Below are 19,414 nucleotides of genomic sequence, written 5' to 3'. Positions count from 1 at the left end.
TTCATGTATCAGAAACATGAAACGCGGAGAACGGAAGTCGAAAAACGAAAGACTTTCGGAACCGAGCTTCGGGATGTGCGCGTCGCCCGCGGCCTTTCCCTGACGGAACTGGCCGCTCGCACCCACTACAGCCGAGCTCACCTCGCCAACGTCGAACACGGCCGTCGCGCTGCCACCACGGAGCTGGCAGAGGCTTGCGACACCGCGCTCGAGGCCGGCGGCGAACTGCTGGCGCTGATCCCTCGCCCACGACAAAGCGATTCGGAAGCTACGGTGGCGCGTCCGGCACAGTTGCCGGCGGCTCCGGGCCGGTTCGTCGGGCGAAGCGCTCAGCTGTCGGCTCTCGACGCGGTCTCCGACAAAGCGGACAGACTGTCGATAGCGACCGTGCACGGACTGCCAGGAGTCGGAAAAACGACCCTGGCCCTCTACTGGGCCCATCGAGAGATCGGCCGCTTCCCCGACGGTCAGCTGTTCGCGGATCTTCGCGGGCACTCGGGACACCAATCACCGGCCAGCCCGGCGGAAATCTTGGAAGACTTCCTGATTTCCCTGGGATTGACCCCCGCGGACGTTCCGCCCAGCGAGGAGAAGCGCGCAGCGCTGTTCCGCACGATGACGCACGATCGCCGGATGTTGGTCGTGCTCGACAACGCGGTTTCTACGGACCAGGTGCGGCCTCTGCTCCCCGGTGCGGCTGGCAGCACGGTACTGGTGACGAGCCGGGTCATGCTCACCGGTCTGGTCGTGCGCGCGGGGGCGACGCAACTGGGTCTTGCTCCCTTCACCGCGGACGACTCGCTCCGCTTCTTGCGTGAAGTCGTTGGTCCACGGGTCGACGACGAGCCGTTGGCCGCGCAAGCCGTTCTCGATCGGTGCGGTCACCTCCCGCTCGCTGTCGCTGTCGCCGCGGAGCGCATCGCCGCACACCCGATTCGGCTGGCCGAGCTCGCCGAAGACCTCGCCGAAGAGCGGCAGCGGCTCGCCGCCCTCGCATCCGACGAAGACGCCGACGTCCGGGCCGTCTTCTCCTGGTCATACCGTGCCCTGCCCACGGCGGCAGCGCGGATGTTCCGGGTGCTCGGTCTGCACCCAGGCAAGGAGATCAGCGTTCCGGCGGCCGCGGCACTCGCCGACATGGAGTCCGGCCAGGCGGCGCACCTCCTTCGCACACTCGCCATGTGCCATCTGGTCGAGGAGGCCGACCGAGACCACTTCTGGCTGCACGATCTGCTCCGCGTCTACGCGACCGAGCAGGCTCTCGCCGTCGACTCACCCGAAGATATCGAGAGAGCTCAAGTACGTGAGCTGTCGTGGTACCTCGACACCGCCACCGCGGCGGGGCTCGCTCTCGAGCCATTCCGGTCTCCGAGCACCGATACCGCGCTACCCGGCTACGCCGAGGCGTTCGCCTGGTGCGAGCGGGAGATGGCCAGTTTTCCTTCGGTCGTCGGGCTTGCTCTCCGGATCGGGCACCCCGAGCTTGCGTCCCGCATCTCGCAAGCACTCTTTTCCTACTTCCACCTCCGCAAGCCATGGACTATTTGGGAGCGCACCTACCACCTGGGCCTGGAAGCCGCTTCCAAATTGGAAGATCCCTGCCTGCAGGCCGATATGCTGACCGGTCTCGGCCTCGTCGAACTCGGCCTGGGAAAACCGGAAAGTGGTCGCGAGGCGTTTCGCCGAGGGCTGGACCTGCTGGAGAACGAGGGCGAACCGACCAGGTCGGCGTGGTGCCACATCGGCATCGGGCTCGCGTACGCCGACATGGAAGACGTCGAAGCGGCCAGGAACGCGCTCGAGCGCGGCATGGTGATTCACCGCGGCCAGCACGACCAGCACGCCGAATCGGTGGCGCTGGTGCACCTCGCCGACCTCTGCCGGGGAGAGAAGCACACGGAAGACGCGCTCCGCTACGCCGGCCGTGCGCTGTCACTCTGCAGGTCCATCGACGACAAGTACGGAGAAGGGCTCTCGCTCTACCAACTGGGAATGACCTACCTCGCCGCCGACCTGCTCGACGATGCGCTGAATCAGCTCGAAGCGGCCCTTTCCGTTCAGCAAGCAGCGTGTGATGACAAAGGCCAAGCTGACACCCTTTGGGCTCTCGCACGAACATCGACCGCACGCGGCGACAACACCACGGCGCGTCGCCGGCTCGAAGAGGCCGCGGACATCTTCGAACGGCGAGGAGATCCCGCCGAAGCCGTTGTGCGCGCCGGCATCGCCAATCTCGAGGACGGAGCAGCGAAGTGACTTCGAACCCTTTCTCCCACCTGAATCTCGACGGCACGGTGGTCACCGACTCCGCCGCGACAGCCTTCGCTGCAGCCGACTTCGGTGGCATCGTCAACCATCCGCCGCTCGCTGTTCTCCACGCCAAGTCCGCCGCCGACATCGAAACCGTCTTGCCTGTCGCCGCGGCCAGCGATGTCCCCGTCGTACCCCGGGGGTGCGGGCACACCAGCCTGGGGCAGGCCCAGGTGCTCGACGGCTTGGTCATCGACCTGACCGCCCTGGACGAGGTTCACGACCTCACCGACGACCAGGTGACCGTCGGCGCCGGCGCGACTTGGAACTCACTTCTCGCACGCACGCTCCAGCACGGACTGACTCCGCGAGTCCTCACCGACTACTTGGGCACGTCTGTCGGCGGCACTCTGTCGGTGGGTGGAATCGGCGGTACCAGCCATCGGTACGGAGTCCAGACGGACAACGCGCTGGCTCTCGACGTCGTCACTGCCGACGGAGTTCTCCGACACTGCTCACCGGCGGAGCTTCCCGACCTCTTCCACGCGGTGCTGGGCGGATTCGGTCAGTGCGGAGTCATTGTGCGAGCCACTCTGCCGTTGATCCCGGCGCCCGAGCGTGTGCGGCGCTTCAAGGTCTACTACCCCACCATCGAAGAGCTGTTCGCCAGCCAACGTAGGCTGCTCGCCGACGGTCGATTCGACTTCCTGCAGGGAGAGATCCTGCCGACCCCGGACGGCTGGATCTACATGCTCGACGTCGCCTCGTACTACACGCCGCCTCACGAGCTGGCCGATGATCTGCTCACTTCGGGGATCGGCTTCGTGGCCTCCAGGGACAAGGTCGAGGACCTGAGCTACTGGGAGTTCGCCACGCGCCTCGACGAGACCGTGACGTACCTCGAGGGCACCGGCGAATGGCAGGCCCCGCATCCCTGGCCCAACTTGCTCCTGCCCGATGCGCAGGTCGACGCGTTCATGAGCGAGGTCATGGCCGACCTCGTGACGACCGACCTGGGTGCGTCCGGGCTGATCCTCATCTACCCGATGACCACCGCAGCTTTCGGCACCCAACTCTTCCGACACCCTGAGACCAGCACGGTCTACCTGGTCGCCGGGCTTCGCTTCGCCACGGACGCAGTGACGACCCAGAACATGGTCGCCGCGAACCGGCGCTGGTACGAGGCCGCCCTCGGCCTGGGAGGTACCAGCTACCCCACCGGGGCAATCCCCTTCACGGAAGCCGACTGGACGCGCCACCTCGGCACAGCACAAGCGGCACTCGCCGAGGCGAAAGCACGGTACGACCCGCTGCACCTGTTCCCGCGACGCTTCGCTTGATCAGGCCGGCTCACCACTGAGCCAAGGTTCCGCACGCCAGCGCGACTGCCACCATCGGTGGGCCCATCGGCACCTGGCCGGTCCGGAACGAGTACCGCCGCCGGACGACGCCGAGGACTCCGGCCAAGGCCGTCAGGAGGTAGGTCGCGATGAGCCCACCCAGCACCCAGCTCCACCCCAGCCAGCCGAGCAGCACGCCGACGCTCGGCGCGAGCTTCACGTCCCCCGGCCCAGGCTGGCCGCTGAGCAAGTAGGAGAGCATCAGAAGCAAGCCCCAGACGGCGCCACCGGCGAGAGCGCGGACGCCGCTCCCGACGTCCTGTCCGGCGACGGCGGCAGCGACCGAGCAGGTCACCGTGGCGCCGCACAGCGGGAAGCTGAGCATGTCCGGAATCCGGTGCTCGGCGGCGTCGACCGCGGCGGCCGGGATGCCCAGCAGGACGAAAGCGGCCCCGACGGCGATGACAGCGGGAGCCCAGAGCGCCACTGCTGCTCCGGCCACCGCCGCGGCGGCGATCGTCTCGGCGATGTGCGAGCGCGGAGGAGGAGCCGAAGCGGCACGGCGGGTGAAGCGAGCGACCAGCGGGCCGGCAGCGAGAGCGAGCGTCAGCCCCAGGAGCAAACGAACAGCCACATCCACAGCGACCTCACCTCCCGATCGGCCCTGCGAATCGATCATGGCAGGTTCGGCCGGGAACGGGAGTCTGTGCGCGGAAGATCGCCTTATCGGTGGGTCGGCACACCAGCCGGCACACCGTCCGGGGTGCCGACGACGTCCTCATCGAGGACGTGGAGCTCGAAGCGCGCGGAGTCGTAGCCGCCGACCTCCCACGCGAGGTCGCTGTCGCCGACTCGCCACTCGCGGCCGGATGCCCGTTCCTTCAGCAACCACGCCACGACGACCTCCCGCTCAACGTTCACGACCTCGGCGCGGCCAAGCTACCAAACCGTAGAACGTGCGTTCGACCGGCGTCAGGCGGTCGCGAGGCGCTCCAAGAGCGCGGCCCAAGCGGCACGGTCGACGGAGAGTTGCCCGTGGGTCGGCGCCTTCGAGTCACGCACGCCGACTTCGCCATCAAGACGAACCTCAACGCAGTCCTGGGTCTCGGAACTCCAGCTGGACTTGAACCAGTCGGTCGAGTTCGTCATTTCGTCGCCTCCAACAGCTCGCTCTTCACCTTCGCGATGAGCTCGAGGCTCTTTTCCTTGCTCATCGCCTTACCACGTGCCGCCTCGGCCTTCTGCCGGTGAACGGCGATGTCCTCCTCGGCGTAGAGCATCAGGCCACCGCGATGCAGCTCGAGGCTGATGATCGACGGCGCCTGATCCGAATCGAACAGGATGAAAGATCCGGTCAGGACCGGCGTCCAGCCAGCGTCGAAGGGGATGATCGATACCTGCACGTTCGGCAACTCGATCATCTCCGCGAGGTACGTGAGCTGCTCGGCCCACACCTCAGCACCACCGATGACGTGCCTGATCGCCGCTTCACCCAGAACGACGTCGAGATTGGCCGGCGACTTGCGGGTGATGAGGTCTCGCCGGCCGATCCGGATCGCCACGCGCTCGTCGATCTCGTCCAGTGGCACATCCGCGTCAACCATGATGGCGCGGATGACCGCGCTGGTCTGGAGAACACCCGGGATCAGCAGCGGCGCCAGGTGCGTAACGGTCGTCGCCGTGCGCTCCGCGGCCAGCAGCGCGTTCATCTGCTGGCGCCGCTCGGCCACCGTCACGGCGTGCCAGCGACCGCTCTGACCCGCGTTCGTGGCCAGCGCCATCAGCTCGGCGGCCACGTCGTCGCTGATGTCGAGCGCCTCGACGATCGCCGCCACGTCTTCGGGCTTGGGTTGGCGCTCGCCGCCCTCCCATCGGGAGATCAGCCCGGAGTCCGACTCCTTGCGTCCGATGAGCACGGCCAGCTTGCGCAGCGAAATGCCCCGCGCCTCTCGCGCGCTCTTCAGGGCGTCGCCGAGGTTCATCGGCGCCTCACGGTGCTACCAGCCATGCAGCACATGCTAATGCAGGTGAACCCCACCGCAGACTTCACCTGATCAGGGCATTGCATAGCCGTGCTACCAGCGCTGACACTTGCTACCAACATTCGGTAGCACTGTCAGCGCACTGGTCAAGGCTCTGACAGCGTAGCGGGGAGGCGACCATGCGAGGACACGGCTGGCACGGAGCACCGCTGATCGTCCCGGCGCGGACTCCGGCAGGTTCGGCGACCCAGGTGTCGCTGGGCCTGATCGACACGGCCGGCGGACTCGTGCGCGCCATCCGAGTAGGCGGAGACGGGCAGCCCGCGATCCTGCCCCGGCAGGCGATGGCCGAACTGGTCAGCCACGCGCAAGTGATGCTGGACCGGGACCTCCCCGGAGACCAGAGATGACCGGACACGACCGCCGGGCGATTCCAGCGATGTCGGCCACCGAGTAACCCTCTGATCAGCCCGCTCACTGTGCTTGCCGCTAACCAGCGCAGCGACCGGGTGTCCACTTTCGACCGCGGGAGCCGCGATGGCCACCACATCCTCAAGACGCCGGCTTCCGCCACGCCCGCTTTGGGTTACCGAGGCATCGACCGGCACCAACCACCTCGTCACCGAAGCGGCCTTCGTGGATGGCATGCAGACCTCGGGCGTTTACCAAGGGCTCTGCGGCAACGCTTTCCGGGCGGCACCGATGATCGAAGCACCGCGCGGGACGTGCACGGCGTGCCTCGCCATCGTCACGCCCGCACGGACGCGCTGTGGCAGGGAACGCGGCTTCTCGTGGTGGCGGCACCTGCGTCGTCGAGTGCAGCCGAAACCGGTGACCCGATGAACCCCTCTGGCGGTGGACCACGGTGCAGTCATCCGAAATCACCTGGCCATCCGAGACCGACCTGCGGCTGGCGGAACACCCCGACTTCGTCCACCTCTGCCGAGTTCTCGCCGGACTACGCAGACTATCCACTTCGGACCGTCGACCGCCTCGGATCGAGGCCGACATGACCCGTTCCACGCAACAGCTCGTCGACCTCCTGGAAGCCACACACTGGCGCATCTTCCTGCTGACCACCCAGCTCCGGGACGGCACAGCGACTGCCGGAGAGCAGAACGAGGTCGCCGACGAACTGACCGAACTGGTCGAACTGCTGCGGTCCCACGCCGACGACACCGAGTCCGGCGTCGTCCCGACTTCTTCTTGACCTGGAATGAGAACCACCATGACCAAGGCAATTTCGAACCTTCCGGCTTTGCTCGCCCTGAGTGCCTCCCTACGAGCGGCACGGACTCGGCGAGGAATGGGCTTGCGCCGTTTGGCCGACAAGCTGGGTGTACAGGCGCAGATGTTGTCGCTGTGGGAAACCGGCAAACGCCCGCCGGCACTCGAGGAGGTGGCGCACATACTCGGTTTTCTCCAAGTGGACGCCACGGAATACGACCGCGTCATGCAGCTCCGGTACCGGCTCGACAGCCCGAACCTCTTCGAAATCTCCGGAGCGGACTCATTCGCTCTGCAGCGGATCTTCGAGGACATCGCGGTCCGCGTCCTGGAGTGGGCGCCGCACATCATCCCGGAACTGTTGCAGACACCGGACTACACCCGCGCAATCCTCCACGGCCGGGCCGTTCTACCGGACGACCTCGACCAGGAACTCTTCGCCCGTCAGGTCCGGCAGCTGGACCGGCGACCCACCTGCCCACAGACGATTTTGCTGGGCGAACCGGCCGTGCAAGCGGACTTCGGGTCACAACTGAACGGCGCTGCGGCGAGTCATCGCCACCTGAATCTCAAGATCGTCCCGGCGAGCGCGTGCGAGGCCGGCGTGATCGAACCCTTCCGGATCTACGAGACCGCGGGGAAGGTGTTCACCGTCGCCTTGCTCCACTTCCACAACACAGTCTTCGTCACCGAACCGGACGCGGTAGAGCGCTACCGGTCGACGTTCCGGAAGCTGGAGCTGGATGCATTCGAGTACCAGGCGTTCGAGCCACGCTAGCCAAGCGGCCCGTGCTGCAATTCCACCGTTCGCCACTAAGGCGCCGCCTAAGCGGCAGGCGACAGCAGGCCACGAAGACGTTGTAGCGCAGAGCGTCCGGCATCGACGACGGCTGGGAGACTCCCATGCTTGGCGGCCCGGACGGCCCGTTGGAGCTGATGGGGCAGCCGACGATGTTCGGCGGTCGCGACGGCCGAGGCCAAAGCCTCCTCGGCACCGGCCTGTTCGCCCGTCGCGGCGAGGACTTCGCCGGTGGTCACCCGCTCGATGACCTGCCACTGCGGAGCGGCGGGTGCCCCAGCGGCCGCGTCCAACACCTTGAGTGCGTCCAATGGCCGATCCAGAGCAAGGAGGCCACGAGCGTGAATCTCACGCAAAGTGAAGGGATTGAGCAGCAGCTCCTTCCCGGAACCCGCGTCGACGCGTTGTTGGCAGCCTTCGATGGCTTCGGTGAACAGGTCCGGCAATCCTGCCTCGCCCGCCGCTCGCGCCAGCAACGCGAACGCCACACCCCGCGCTGCCGACGTCGTGGAAACGGCGACGGCATGTTCCAGGCGGGCGACGGCGGCTCGGAGACGGCCGGCCTTGCGCAATTCGTTGCCGTGCATCCGCAGCGTGGTCGCCAGGAAGTGGTCATCGTCCAGATGCCGTGCCAGCACGAGAGCTTTGCCAGTCCACGCCGCGGCCCCGGGAAGGCGTTCCTCGGGCAGCACCGTGCCGAGGGATACGCCGAGGGCCAGGCGGGCAGCGGCGAGCAGGTACAAGGTCTCGCGCTCGAGACGTCCTTCGGCGGCCCGGGCTTCGAGCCGAGCGGCCAGCGGCCACAGCTCGTTGACGGCTTCGACCACCCGACCGGACTGGCGGGCGATCTCGGCCAGCCGGATCACGCTGTCACCGAACTGAACGAGCGCAGCGAAGTCCGCGTCGTCGGGGTCGGTGACGCCGAGCAGGTGAAACGGCAGCCCGAGGGCGCGGGCGATGTGCCGGCGTCCAGCGACGTCACCAGGATTGCGCTTGCGGGTCTCGATCATTGCGACGTACGACTTGTCGTAGCCGAGCTGCGCTGCCAACGCCTCCTGGCTCAGCCGATTCGCCGCACGGTAGGCGCGCAGGATCGTCGCGAGGTCCCGCGAGCCGAGTGCCTGCGCGGCGCCCGGGTCGGACCACATCCAGACAGCGGGAGCCAGTCGAGGAGGTCGCGGGGAAAGGCTGGTGGTCTCCGCGCGGCAGGCCGGGCAGACGGCCGTAGAAGCGTAGCGGCCCAAGGCCGCCCCACAGCGTTCGCAACCGGCCATGACCACTACCGGACCGGTTGTCGAGCGCGAAGCCGGTCAAACCAGGTAGCGATGGAACGCTTGTACCCCTCCGGCATACGGAGACCGAGGACCTCGTCCTCGGAGAACTCGCCGATCCGGCTGTGCTCGTGGCTGAGCACCGGCGCGGCGCTCGAGGTCGTGGTGCAGCCGTACGTCACGATGAAGACGTCCTTGGCGGCCACGGCGATGTGGTACATCCAGGCGTCGAGGATTTCCGCGACCTCGACCGGCAGCCCGGACTCCTCGGTGATCTCGCGAGCGACGGTCTGCTCGGGAGTCTCGCCGGGTTCGATCCGGCCGCCCGGCAGCTCCCATTCGTCGCGCTCGTTGTGGACCAGCAGTACCCGGTCGTCGCGGATCAGCACGCCCTTGATCGACACCGGGTATCCGGCCTCTGTCACCGACACCAGCCTCCCGCCATCCGTGTGCCTGGTGTCACCGACCGTAGCAGCGGCCACTGCTGCCTGGGCGGTCGTGAGGTTGACGATCTGTCAGTGGACGCCACCTGCCCGGCCCGGTGTGCTGATCGAACCGAAACGTCAACGAAAGGGACTGCTGACATGTCCGTGAGCACGCTGCCGGACTGCCGCGTCGACGTCGGCGCGGTGGGCGGTGTCGGAGAGCTTGCCGCCGTGCTGGCCCGTGACGGTGTCGCGCTGTTCGACGGAGTGCACAACGAGCAGCAGCTGCAGCAGCTGGCCTCCCGGCTCGGCCACCTGGTCCCCCACCGGAACAGCACCGGTTCAGGGATCACCGTGATCACCGACCGCGTCGGAACCCGTCCGTCGCCGGGGCAAGCCGGGTTCTGCCGGCACGCGCTGGCCGCACACACCGACTGCTCAGACCTGCCACGGCCTCCGCTGATCGTGGCCATGACGTGCGGTCGTCCCGCCGCGCGCGGCGGGGACTGCACCTTGGTGGACGGCCGCGCGGTTCACCACGAGCTGGCTACAACCTCGCCGGAGGCGCTGGCTGACTTGTCGGCCCGACGCGGCGCCTACTTCGGCGGCGCCGCCGGGATCGTGGGCAACGTCTTCGAGCCCGACCTGCACGGTCTCGTCGCGCTCCGCCTGCGACGCGACGAGCTGGCCCGGTTTTCTCCGCAGACCCAGCGCTGGCTGCCCGTGCTTGCCCAGGTCATCGACCGGCACACCATCACGATCCCCACGAGGGTCGGCGGCGGGTACGTCGTGAACAACCGCCGCTGGCTGCACGGCCGCACCGCCTTCACCGGCCCCCGGACGATGTACCGCGCCCTGATCGAGCCCCGGCCGGCGTGGCATATTCCAGCGGGTTTCACCCCAGTGGTCACGCCATGACGAATGTCGCCACGCCCTACTGGGTGTCCGAGCTGCACGAGATCGTCGGTGCGCTGCAGAACGGCAAGTGGGCGATCGCGCGATGGGAAGACCTCGGCCCGGATGAGGACCTCGCCCACTGGCAGGCCGCCGTGCGCGACGCCTGCACTTCCGATATCGACCCGCTGTTCCTCGACATTTCGCGTCGCAGCCTCACCGTCGTGCTCAACGCGGCCCTTGCCGTTCCCGACGAGGACCAGATTCACCTTTCCATCGCCGCCATCGAAGTCAGCCGCTTCACCGGTCGCCCCATCCGGCCGAGACACCGTCAGCGTCCAGCCAGCTCCGCAACGACCGGCGCGAGAGCACCAGCCACTCCAGCACCGAACACGAAGTAGGAGAAACCGAGCTCCTCGCGCCGCCGCTGGATCTCCTCGGCAGCGGCCGCAGGATCACTCGGCAGGAACGCCAGCGAGTCTGCGGCGCGGACGGCGGCGGGGTCGGTGTCGGGGCCGGCCATGAACGCGGCGACCGAGTCCCCGATCACCGGCACGTGCAACGCCAGTTCCGCGCCGCGACGGTTGTCGAAGCGTTCTACCCGTTGCTTCGTCGCGGCCCGCGTCTCGGTCTGCGGCATCACGAAGTTCACCGTGTCGGCGAATTCAGCGGCGAGCGCTTGCGCTTTCGGGCCGCCTACGGCCATGACCACCGGGGTGTGCCGGTCCGGGCCGTCGAGGTCGCGCAGGGCCGTGATCACCTCACGCACCTGGCTCGACCGCCGGCCCACCGGGGTGGCCGGCAGACCCAGCTCACGGAGCTGTTCGGCGATCCCGGGCCGCCCGGTGCCGATGCCCATCTCGAAGCGGCCGTCGGTGAGCACGGACAGCGAGTGCGCCTCCCACGCGGTGATCCACGCCGGCCGCACCGGAGATGCGTACACCCAGGTGCCCACGCGCAAGTCGGTGACCGTCGCCGCCACGGCGAGCGCCGGGCCCGGTGCGGGCTGCCATTGCGGCACGTCGGGCATCAAGATCGTCGAGTAACCGCTGTCGGCCAGACCGCGGAGCTGATCACGCCACGTCGGCATGTCCGTGGTGACCGGCGCGACGATCCCGAACCGCAACGGCCTGCACTCGCGTGTCGAGTGACCCGTCATGGTGAAGCCCCTTCCCCTGCGGCCCGGCCTGGTGCCGAGCTCCACATCTTCTACGAACGAGCTACAGGGCATCCGACACAACACGCGACATCCACTCGAGGATCGAGTCCGGGCCGTTGGCAACGCCCCGGTCGGGGAGCTCCGCAGCTGCGGAATCAGGTCAGATCGCTGACCGCCAGGCACGGCCGGCAGGGCGCACCCAGCGCAGCGGACGCAGTCGAGGTGTCGTGCGTTTCCCGCGCATCAGCGCGCGGCCGCTTCCCTGACACTCATCATCCGCGCTCCAGGACACCGGCGTGGACACATGACAAACCGGCTCGGCGCATGGCGATCCGGGCACGGAACGACTGCGCCACCGGGCCATCCGGCAGCGGAGCCGTCCACCGATACGACGGCGCCCGAGCCACCGCGGCCGCCACCAGCGTGCGACCGAAGCCCAGGCGCCGATACTCCGCGGCGACATGGACGTAGTCGAGGGTGGCCATCCGGCACCTGCCGCACGGGCTCGCCGTCACCGTGCCAACCTCAGTGCCGTCGAGGTGTAGCGCGATCCGGCCGACCAGCGTGCCGGTAGCCGGCGGATAGGCGACCAGAACGAGCCCGCCGCCCGGCGCCGCGTCCGGAGCGTGCTGGGCGGTGACGTCGAGGAGCGCCCATTCGGCGAGGCGCCGGGCCTCCGGGTCGCACACTTCCTGACCGCGGCACACCTCACACAGCCAGCCGTGCAACCGGTAGCGCTGGCTGAACGGCGCGAGCTTGTCGTAGAGGTCCAGGGTGAGCCAGTGTCCACGTAGGCACTTCTCGGTCTTCTTGACGGCCGGCCGGATGGGAACCAGCGCGCCGAACTCGCCGCGTGCACCGGACCGAACGGCTTCGCCGATCACTTGGCACCTCGCGACGGATCCGACCCGCTCGAATGCCTCTGCAACGCGCAGATCATCCAGTGGCCTTACGCAACCCATGGCCAGCAGATCCCTCGCCGGCCGCAACAGCACCGTCAGGGCCCGGAAGCCGCAAGGCGACGGTGCGCGGGCGAACCGCGGCACCGCGGCCGCGGCGGGTCGCGACGACATCCCGGAACTCCAGGTGACCGAAGCCGTCGTCGGTGAGACCGCGCCACCGGCGGTTCGACACGCTCAGCTCAAGATCCGCGCCTGGCCAGGGGCCGGCGGCAAGCAGCACCGCGCCCCGGTTGCGAACCCGTCCGGCCAGCCGGCGCGCCAGCGGCGCCTGCATGCTGCGGGCAATGGCCGGGCCGAGCACGACCAGGTCAAACCCGTCGATCAACGCCGACAGCACCGCAGCAACCTCGGCCCCCGGGTCAGGGATGAGCGCGAGTTGCTCCAGCTCGACCCCCAGCTCAGCGGCAGCTGCCACTCCCACCTCGGGCATCCCGGTGATCGCTGCCCACGATCCTTCCCGAGTCGCCTCGGCGAGCAACGCCAGGACCAGTGCGGTCGAGCGGGAGACCGACACCGCTGTGCCGCGTCGTAGGCCGTCGGGCATCAGCGTGGCCAGCACCGGCGTCACCGGCAGAGACCCGGCGGACGCCGAGGGGTCCGGGCTCGGCTCGGCGAGCTGAGCAGCTGTGCGGACGCCGGGGATCGCCGCGAGCCCGGCAACAGCTTCCGGCACCGCCACCACACACCTCCAGCACCACGAACACGCACCGGAGACGCCCACGAGGGGAACCCGCGAGCGAACCCGAACTCATCGAACACCTGTTCGGATACTGCGAGACGGCGGGAGTGCTGTCAAGTCGAGAAGGAGCGAAGTTGCATCTGCCACAACAGCGATCGAACCCGACGTCGAAGGGTGACTTGCCAGGGTGTCCGGTGCTCGGTGCCGGGTCGAGACCGCCTGTGGCGCCGTCCCCCTTTACAGTGGGGTTTCAGCGTGACCGATCTGGCCAGGTGGGGGATGCCGCGTAACCGACGCCCGCAGGACCGGGAAGAGAAACGCGGTGAGATCGTCGCCGCGGCCACGCGGTTGTTCGTGGACGAAGGTTACGACCCCACGACGGTGACGCGGATCGGCCGCGAGGCGGGGGTCACCTCCAACACCGTCTACTGGTACTTCAAGGACAAGGACGAGGTACTGGTCGCCGTCCTGGACGCGCTGTTCGCGCAGTTCCTCGCCGGCGTGGCGGAACGCTCGGCCGAACCGCCGGTCGAACAGCTGCTGTGGGCGGTCGCCGAGCTGCGGCGGGTCGATCGGCTGATCACGACGGTGCACGCCAGGGTCGCGGCGTCGGAGGCACTACGGGTGTGGCACGACGGTTTTCACGCGCAGGTGGAGGCGATCCTGCGGTGGCACCTGGCCGCGTTGGGAGTGCCGGAGACCGAACAGGCCGCGATGACCCGGATCGGGGTGTTCGTCGTCGAAGGGATGCTGACCCACGCGGGCGACGCCGCGGGTGATCGCGCCGTCGTCGAGACGTTGGTGCGCAGTGCCCGCGGCATCGCCGCCGTGCCGGCTACCGGCCCGCCGGGGCCGTGAACCGGGCCGCGAGGAACTCGATCTGGTCCGCGACGGCACGTTCGAACAGGTCACCGACGTAGATGTCGAAGTGGTCGCCGTCGTAGTGGTTGACCTGGACGTGGTCCTGCCCGGCCGCAAGGCGGGCCGTGGTGCGCGCGGGGGCGGCGCGGTCGTCGTCGCACACGCACAACAGGGTCGCCGCGGCGATCTTGCGCAGGTCCTTGCCCGGCCGGTACAGCGGCAACCGCAACGCGAGCCGGGCCGCGACCGCGTTGGCGCTGTCGCCGCCACCGTCCGGGCCGCTCATGACACCCCAGATCGTGTCGCGGCCGACAGCGGTGTCGCCGGGGCGGAACGGCTGCCCGCCCGTCTCGACGGTCGCGGACAATCCCTTGCCCACGGCGGGAACCCGGGCGAGCACCCCGGCGGTGCGCGGCGAGAGCCGGGACCCCGCCGGGATGAGCTGGGACGCCGCGGCGATCGCGGTCGGCGACACCAGGAAGGCGGGCATCCACCACACCCCGACCACCGGAGCCAGCACCGGCTTCGCCCCGAACACCGATCCGACGACGTCGAGCACGGCGGCGATGACGAGCCCGGCCATGCTCAATGGGCTGGAGCGGAACCGGGAGAGCAACGACGCCGGGCCGTCGGTGAACGGGCACTGGGCCACCACCGCGGCCAGGTCGTGGTCTTCACCGGCGATGCGCAGCACGTGCCCGCCGCCGAACGAGGTCCCCCACACCGCGATCCGGTCGGGGTCGACCTCCGGCAGGGACCGGCCGTAAGCCAGGGCCGCCCGCCAGTCGTCGAGCTGGTCGCCGATGTCGAGCAACTGCCGTGGAGATCCTTCACTGGCCCCCAGGTACCGGTAGTCGAACACCAGCACCATCCACCCCTGCGCGGCGAACCGCTGCGCGAACGCGTCCAGCCGCCACTCGCGGACCGCGCCCAGCCCGTGCGCCATGACCACCAACGGCCGAGGCCCGTCCCCCGCTGCCGGCGTGTACAGCCACGCCGCGCACCGCACGCCCCCGGACTCGAACCACACGTCCCGCCGCACCGGCGCGGTGTGGCTGTCCTTCTCCGCCGAAACTTCCATCGCCTGCCTTCGCCAGCTCGCCTATCGCTCTTGACTTGCAATCAAGAGCCAATGGACGCGAAGGCTAGAAGCCTCTTGATTGGAAGTCAAGAACCGGGGTCTGATGCTGCATCGCCGTTGCATATCGCCACTGCGAGTCCTTCTTCAACCAGAGCGGCACCAGCCCCAGTTGAACACTGTGAGGCGACCCACGGCTGGGAGTACTGCAAGTTACGACCGCTATGGCGTTCAGCGCCGCACGCCAGCACTCAGTCCTGCGGGTTGCCACAGGTCCGCGACCTCGGCGAAGAGTGCGCCTGCGGCCACGAGTCGAGACACAGCCCACGCGGTCCTGACGAATATTGCAAGACTGAATACATGCACTGCACCAGCAGGCAGGCAGGCAACCTCACCCGCGCCGCGACGCTGCGTAGGGCACTCATCCTCGTAGCCGCTGTCACCGATCAGGGTGCTGACCGGCGCAAACACAACGAAATGGAGGCAGCCGGGCTACCGCCGAGCCAGATGATGATCCCTCGACCTCGGGAGGCCGGCCATGGTTGCGCGCGCCTCCTCTCACATGCCCGGCTGGACCACGCCGATGCTGGCCAAGCCCGACGACGGCCGGCTGCACACAGGGCCGGAGTGGGCGTACGAGTACAAGCTGGACGGCTACCGGGCCTGCATGCAGATCGCCTCGGACGGCACCACCGTGCTCACCAGCCCGCATTTGGCACGTGGCTCGTCGAGCCTAGTTGTGAGGTGTGAGGCGGTTCCTCCGATGCAAGCCCGCTACTGCGGTTTCCAGGTCATGACCACCGTCGTCCCGTCTTCCCGTTGAATCGTCGCGTTGTGGTCGGACACCACCTCGATCAGGCCCCGGCCTCGGCCCCGGATCGTGTCGGTCGGATCGGGCGTTTTCCACCGGCCGTAATCGACAACCGTGACTGTGAGCCCGTCGGCCGCACGGGCGCCGTGGAGCTCCAGTGGGCCGGGCTGCTGACCGGCGTAGGCGTGTTCGACGGCGTTGGCCATCGCCTCGTAGACGGCAAGCACGATGTCGTCCACGCGTTCCACGGACAGACCTTGGCTTTCCAGCCACGCGGTCAGCTGCTGGCGTGCGGTGTTCACGTGGTCGTTGTCAGCGCGGCCGTGCAAGCTCAGGTCCGGCACAGCCGGCTCGCCGCGGTGGCGGACGTGGACGAGCGCGATGTCATCGTCGTGGTCGCCGCCGGTCAACTCCGCGATGAGCCGGTCCACCACGGCTTCGTCGTCCTCCGTCCCGACCAGCCGCTCCAGCGTGTCGACCAGCCAACCCATGCTGACGGTGAGGTCCCGCGTGCGGCTCTCGACCAGCCCGTCGGTGTAGAGCAGCAGCCGACTACCGCTCGGGAACTCGGCGGTTTCCTGCGGGAAAACCCGTCCAACCCCCAGCGGCTGGGCCAGCGCCTCGCCGATCTGCTCGATGCGTCCCGTCGTATCGAGCAGCACACCGGGCAGGTGGCCGGCGTTGGCGTAGGTCAGGGTGCCGGCGGCGGGTTCGTGGACGGCGTAGAAGCAAGTGGCGAATCCGGCGTGCGGCATCCGCTCCGTCAGCTTCGAGACGTGCCCGAGCACCTCCGACGGCGCCAGCTCCAGCAGCGCGTACGACCGGATCGCCGTCCGGATCTGCCCCATCACGGTCGCGGCCGTGACACCGTGACCGACGACATCGCCGATGACGAAGGCTGTGCCGCCCGAGCCGAGGGGGATGACGTCGAACCAGTCGCCGCCGATCTTGAGCCCGGACGCCGCGGGCAAGTACCGGGTCACGATGTCCAGCCCGTCGACGTCGGGCACGACGGGCAGCATGCTGCGCGACAGCTCGGACGCCAGGTTGCGTTCCCGCTCGTAGAGGCGGGCGTTGTCCAGCGCGATCGCCGCGTACCCGGCAATACCCTCGGCGAGATATTCGTGCCGCTCGGTGAACCGGCCGGGTTCCGAATGGCCGAAGAAGAACCCGCCGAGCACCTCACCGCTGGTCGGGCTGATGGCTGAGACGGCCAGGTAGCTGTGGACGGGCAGATGTCCCTCAGGCATGCCGTAGTAGGGCTCGTTCTTGCCGAAGCGGGGGTCCTGCACGATGTCGGCGCTGCGCACGGTACCCGCGCCGTCGAAGGTGGGTCCGAAGACCGCGGTGTTCCTGGGCATCGGGAACCGCTCGAACTTCGAGCGCGGCACGCCCGACAGCGTGTAGAGCGTGTAGGACTCGCCATACTGGTCGACGAGGTTGTAGAAGAACGCCCCGAACGCCGCCCCGGTGACCTCGGTCGCGGTGTCCGTGGCGTGCTGGACGACGTGGTCGATGTCCAGCTGAGCGGTCAGCTGCCTGCCGACGGAGTTCAGGACGTCCAGTAAGCCGGCTTCCGACCGCAGACCGGCGAGCGTTCCGGCGAAGGTGGCGCTGAGGAGCTCGGCGACCGCTGCGGCGGCGAGGTGGCCAGGCCCGATCGGGGCTTCGGTGTAGGCGAGGATCCCGCCCGAGCTGTCCACGTACGCCAGCGCTCCCGTCGGCGACGCACCGAGCGCGAATCCGGCGAGCACCTCGTCGTCCGGCACGAAGACCCGCACGTCGTCGGGCATCCCGCCAGCCAGCGTCGCGGCCTGCTCGGGCGTGAGCTGGCGGGTGATCACGGGAACTGCTTGCCCGTCCGGTCCGCGGAACGCGTCGGTGAGGACCGCTCCCCAGCGCTCGCGGTCGGTCGGGCCGGTCATGGGCGCTCGAGCGCTGCGGACAGGGTCGGGAACAGCGTGAGCTCGTCGGTCAGCCTGGTCAGCTCCAGTGGCCGGCGGGTGATCCGCCCGTCAGCCACGACCCGGACGTCGGGCAGGCTCCGGTGGGCGCGCACCAGCTCGGCCATCCCCGCCGAGGCCAGGAAGCTGACCTGCGTCAGGTCGAGGACCAGGACACGCGGTTCGCGCCGCGCCGCCCGGTCCACCAGCTGCCGCAGTTTGGGTGCCAACGCCAGGTCCAAGGCACCGGCAACCTGTACCACCGCCGCGGCATCCCGCTCGTCGAGCAGGACTTCACCGGCCTGGCTCGACGCCGACTCGACGCTCGGCCGCGCGCCATCCTTACGGTCCGACATGGACACCATTCTCGGGTGTGGCCGGCAAGGTCGCCGAACAAGCCCTCAGCCCGGGTCAACGGGAGTTGCCGAATGCCCGAACTGGCTCAATCGATCATCGCCCTCGATCACGCTCCCAGGCGATCGTTGTCACCCTGGAAGCCCACGCGAGACAACGCGCAACGTGCACGAGAGTGGCGACACTTCGACCAGACGGGACGGCGGCGAGCATGACCACCCACCCTGCGACGGCGGAGTCCCGCCTTCCGAACCATCGGGAGAGGCCGCCGATGTGATCGTCGTGCGGGCACCGGCCGAACTCGACGACGCCGAAGCCGTCGTCCCGCTGGTCACCGTCGCCTCGCAGTGCATCGACGAGGGCCGCGATCTCTACGTCGTGGTTCCGAGCCCGTCCGTCGGAAGCTCACCCTGCTCGGCCTCAAGAGCCTGCTTTCGCTGACTTCGTTCGCGACACGGTCGTCCAGCAACGGCGCCTGACCTGGCGCCAGCGCGGCAACACCAGACGTACCCAGCGTTGGCCCACATCTGCTGGGCCAACTTCATCAATCTGGCGGCACTGATGGCGTTGAGCGCCGCAGTCATGTCCGGGTAGCTGTCCAGCGCCGGACGGGACGCCGGCAGATCCAGCAGCCGATCGACGATGCGGTTGTTCCCCGTGATGCTCCGGAAGTCGGTGCCGCGCTCGGTCGCGTGGCCTGGCGCGGCCGGCAGTGTCGTGATCACCACCGGGCTGCCGAAGGTCACGTCGGTCAGATCCAGGACGAGCACTTCGGCGGTTTCGGTGAGCACCTCGGTCAGCGCCAGGGCCGGTTGCCCGGCAGGTGCCCGGTTACGTGCTCGACTGCCCGCGAACCCAGCCTCGGGCCTGCTCCAGCTCGGGGTGAAGGCTGAGTGTCACGTCGATGCGGGTCAGCTGAAGTGCGCGCAGCACCGGTCGGTGACCGGCGACCACAGCGAACGGCAGGTCCGTGGCGGCGGTGGCCGTCACCAGCTCGGAGAGGACCTGCAGACCCGCCGAGCCGCAGAAGGTGACCGCGCCGAGGTCCAGGATGACCGCCAGCGGCCGTTCGTCCAGCGCGGCGAACGCCTGCCTGCGCAGCACGGGCGCGGTCTCCAGGTCCAAGTCACCCGCCACCGCGACAACGACTGCTTCGGGCAAGGCGACGAGCTCCACGCTGAGAACAACCCTGTCTCCATCGGTATCGGTCACCAGCTTCTCCCTCCTTCGATGGCGACCTTAGAACGGATGCATCGTTTTGTCATCGATTTGCCGGGTAACCGGACCTCGACCACATCAGGAAGGAGACGCCCACGATGAGCACCGTGACCGAGACCGTCGACGTCGAAACCGATGTCAGCACGGCGTACAACCAGTGG

At 68.4% G+C, this 19,414-nt stretch carries 22 protein-coding genes; 8 read left to right on the top strand and 14 right to left on the bottom strand.

The genetic code is table 11. The annotated features are described in order from the left end of the window. Positions 1-3 precede the first annotated feature (3 nt). Both BLV96_RS48275 and BLV96_RS48270 read left to right on the top strand, forming a co-directional pair. Positions 4-2,256, top strand: coding sequence for an ATP-binding protein (locus BLV96_RS48275; RefSeq protein WP_158104139.1), 2,253 nt, complete (start codon positions 4-6; stop codon positions 2,254-2,256). Next, positions 2,253-3,590, top strand: a complete 1,338-nt coding sequence (locus BLV96_RS48270) for an FAD-binding protein (protein ID WP_158104138.1) — start codon at positions 2,253-2,255, stop codon at positions 3,588-3,590. Before BLV96_RS48275 ends, BLV96_RS48270 begins: the two co-directional genes overlap by 4 nt. A 10-nt stretch (positions 3,591-3,600) precedes the next feature. Here BLV96_RS48270 and BLV96_RS48265 read toward each other — a convergent pair whose 3' ends face one another. The 4 genes from BLV96_RS48265 to BLV96_RS48250 all read right to left on the bottom strand — a co-directional run bounded on the left by BLV96_RS48265 (position 3,601) and on the right by BLV96_RS48250 (position 5,572). Continuing rightward, a complete protein-coding gene (locus BLV96_RS48265; protein ID WP_244181016.1) occupies positions 3,601-4,224 on the bottom strand; it encodes a prepilin peptidase in 624 nt (207 codons plus the stop codon). 89 nt (positions 4,225-4,313) lie between these two features. Then, positions 4,314-4,511, bottom strand: coding sequence for a hypothetical protein (locus tag BLV96_RS48260; protein WP_086676790.1), 198 nt, complete (start codon positions 4,509-4,511; stop codon positions 4,314-4,316). 51 nt (positions 4,512-4,562) lie between these two features. Next, positions 4,563-4,739: a DUF397 domain-containing protein gene (locus BLV96_RS48255; protein ID WP_086676789.1), complete on the bottom strand. Its 177-nt coding sequence runs from the start codon at positions 4,737-4,739 to the stop codon at positions 4,563-4,565. Then, positions 4,736-5,572 carry a helix-turn-helix domain-containing protein gene (locus tag BLV96_RS48250; protein WP_091390488.1) on the bottom strand — a complete coding sequence of 279 codons (837 nt, stop codon included), beginning with the start codon at positions 5,570-5,572 and terminating at the stop codon, positions 4,736-4,738. Before BLV96_RS48250 ends, BLV96_RS48255 begins: the two co-directional genes overlap by 4 nt. A 179-nt stretch (positions 5,573-5,751) precedes the next feature. Here BLV96_RS48250 and BLV96_RS49590 point away from each other — a divergent pair, with 179 nt between their 5' ends. From BLV96_RS49590 to BLV96_RS48240, 3 genes are all read left to right on the top strand, one after another. Next, complete coding sequence (locus tag BLV96_RS49590; RefSeq protein ID WP_143051163.1) at positions 5,752-5,982, top strand: hypothetical protein; 231 nt, start codon at positions 5,752-5,754, stop codon at positions 5,980-5,982. 599 nt (positions 5,983-6,581) lie between these two features. Continuing rightward, entirely contained in the window at positions 6,582-6,782 is a 201-nt protein-coding gene (locus BLV96_RS48245) for a hypothetical protein (protein WP_086676787.1), read from the top strand. 6 nt (positions 6,783-6,788) lie between these two features. Continuing rightward, positions 6,789-7,577, top strand: a complete 789-nt coding sequence (locus BLV96_RS48240; RefSeq protein ID WP_086676786.1) for a Scr1 family TA system antitoxin-like transcriptional regulator — start codon at positions 6,789-6,791, stop codon at positions 7,575-7,577. Between the two features lie 47 nt (positions 7,578-7,624). Here the strand turns inward: BLV96_RS48240 and BLV96_RS48235 are convergent, their stop codons facing one another. Both BLV96_RS48235 and BLV96_RS48230 read right to left on the bottom strand, forming a co-directional pair. After that, positions 7,625-8,746 carry a helix-turn-helix transcriptional regulator gene (locus BLV96_RS48235; protein WP_244181014.1) on the bottom strand — a complete coding sequence of 374 codons (1,122 nt, stop codon included), beginning with the start codon at positions 8,744-8,746 and terminating at the stop codon, positions 7,625-7,627. 131 nt (positions 8,747-8,877) lie between these two features. Further along, the gene (locus BLV96_RS48230) at positions 8,878-9,294 is read right to left on the bottom strand and encodes an NUDIX hydrolase (RefSeq protein WP_167379979.1); all 417 of its coding nucleotides are present in this window, start codon (positions 9,292-9,294) and stop codon (positions 8,878-8,880) included. Between the two features lie 159 nt (positions 9,295-9,453). Here BLV96_RS48230 and BLV96_RS48225 point away from each other — a divergent pair, with 159 nt between their 5' ends. Continuing rightward, positions 9,454-10,212 carry a TauD/TfdA family dioxygenase gene (locus BLV96_RS48225; RefSeq protein WP_086676784.1) on the top strand — a complete coding sequence of 253 codons (759 nt, stop codon included), beginning with the start codon at positions 9,454-9,456 and terminating at the stop codon, positions 10,210-10,212. Next, positions 10,209-10,589: a hypothetical protein gene (locus tag BLV96_RS48220; RefSeq protein ID WP_244181013.1), complete on the top strand. Its 381-nt coding sequence runs from the start codon at positions 10,209-10,211 to the stop codon at positions 10,587-10,589. The genes BLV96_RS48225 and BLV96_RS48220 overlap by 4 nt, the downstream gene beginning before the upstream one ends. Here BLV96_RS48220 and BLV96_RS48215 read toward each other — a convergent pair. From BLV96_RS48215 to BLV96_RS48205, 3 genes are all read right to left on the bottom strand, one after another. After that, positions 10,520-11,347, bottom strand: coding sequence for an LLM class flavin-dependent oxidoreductase (locus BLV96_RS48215; RefSeq protein ID WP_208608551.1), 828 nt, complete (start codon positions 11,345-11,347; stop codon positions 10,520-10,522). The two genes, BLV96_RS48220 and BLV96_RS48215, sit on opposite strands and share 70 nt — an antisense overlap. 272 nt (positions 11,348-11,619) lie before the next feature. Next, positions 11,620-12,231 (bottom strand): GNAT family N-acetyltransferase, encoded by a 612-nt coding sequence (locus BLV96_RS48210; RefSeq protein ID WP_244181012.1) that lies wholly within the window; start codon positions 12,229-12,231, stop codon positions 11,620-11,622. Positions 12,232-12,283: 52 nt separating this feature from the next. Next, entirely contained in the window at positions 12,284-12,877 is a 594-nt protein-coding gene (locus BLV96_RS48205) for a hypothetical protein (protein WP_086676815.1), read from the bottom strand. 390 nt (positions 12,878-13,267) lie between these two features. Here BLV96_RS48205 and BLV96_RS48200 point away from each other — a divergent pair, with 390 nt between their 5' ends. Then, positions 13,268-13,846 carry a TetR/AcrR family transcriptional regulator gene (locus BLV96_RS48200; protein WP_086676782.1) on the top strand — a complete coding sequence of 193 codons (579 nt, stop codon included), beginning with the start codon at positions 13,268-13,270 and terminating at the stop codon, positions 13,844-13,846. Here the strand turns inward: BLV96_RS48200 and BLV96_RS48195 are convergent. The 5 genes from BLV96_RS48195 to BLV96_RS48170 all read right to left on the bottom strand — a co-directional run bounded on the left by BLV96_RS48195 (position 13,824) and on the right by BLV96_RS48170 (position 19,247). Next, positions 13,824-14,930: an alpha/beta hydrolase gene (locus BLV96_RS48195; protein ID WP_086676781.1), complete on the bottom strand. Its 1,107-nt coding sequence runs from the start codon at positions 14,928-14,930 to the stop codon at positions 13,824-13,826. The genes BLV96_RS48200 and BLV96_RS48195 overlap by 23 nt on opposite strands. Before the next feature lie 771 nt (positions 14,931-15,701). Next, positions 15,702-17,663 (bottom strand): ATP-binding SpoIIE family protein phosphatase, encoded by a 1,962-nt coding sequence (locus tag BLV96_RS48185; RefSeq protein ID WP_086676779.1) that lies wholly within the window; start codon positions 17,661-17,663, stop codon positions 15,702-15,704. Next, positions 17,660-18,037: an STAS domain-containing protein gene (locus BLV96_RS48180; protein ID WP_086676814.1), complete on the bottom strand. Its 378-nt coding sequence runs from the start codon at positions 18,035-18,037 to the stop codon at positions 17,660-17,662. The genes BLV96_RS48185 and BLV96_RS48180 overlap by 4 nt, the downstream gene beginning before the upstream one ends. Before the next feature lie 369 nt (positions 18,038-18,406). After that, positions 18,407-18,826 (bottom strand): hypothetical protein, encoded by a 420-nt coding sequence (locus BLV96_RS48175; protein ID WP_086676778.1) that lies wholly within the window; start codon positions 18,824-18,826, stop codon positions 18,407-18,409. 40 nt (positions 18,827-18,866) lie between these two features. Continuing rightward, complete coding sequence (locus BLV96_RS48170; RefSeq protein ID WP_086676777.1) at positions 18,867-19,247, bottom strand: STAS domain-containing protein; 381 nt, start codon at positions 19,245-19,247, stop codon at positions 18,867-18,869. Positions 19,248-19,414: the final 167 nt, after the last annotated feature.

The organism is Amycolatopsis pretoriensis (genome assembly GCF_900107925.1).
GTDB lineage: Bacteria > Actinomycetota > Actinomycetes > Mycobacteriales > Pseudonocardiaceae > Amycolatopsis > Amycolatopsis pretoriensis.
This window is presented reverse-complemented; position numbering and strand designations above follow the sequence as displayed.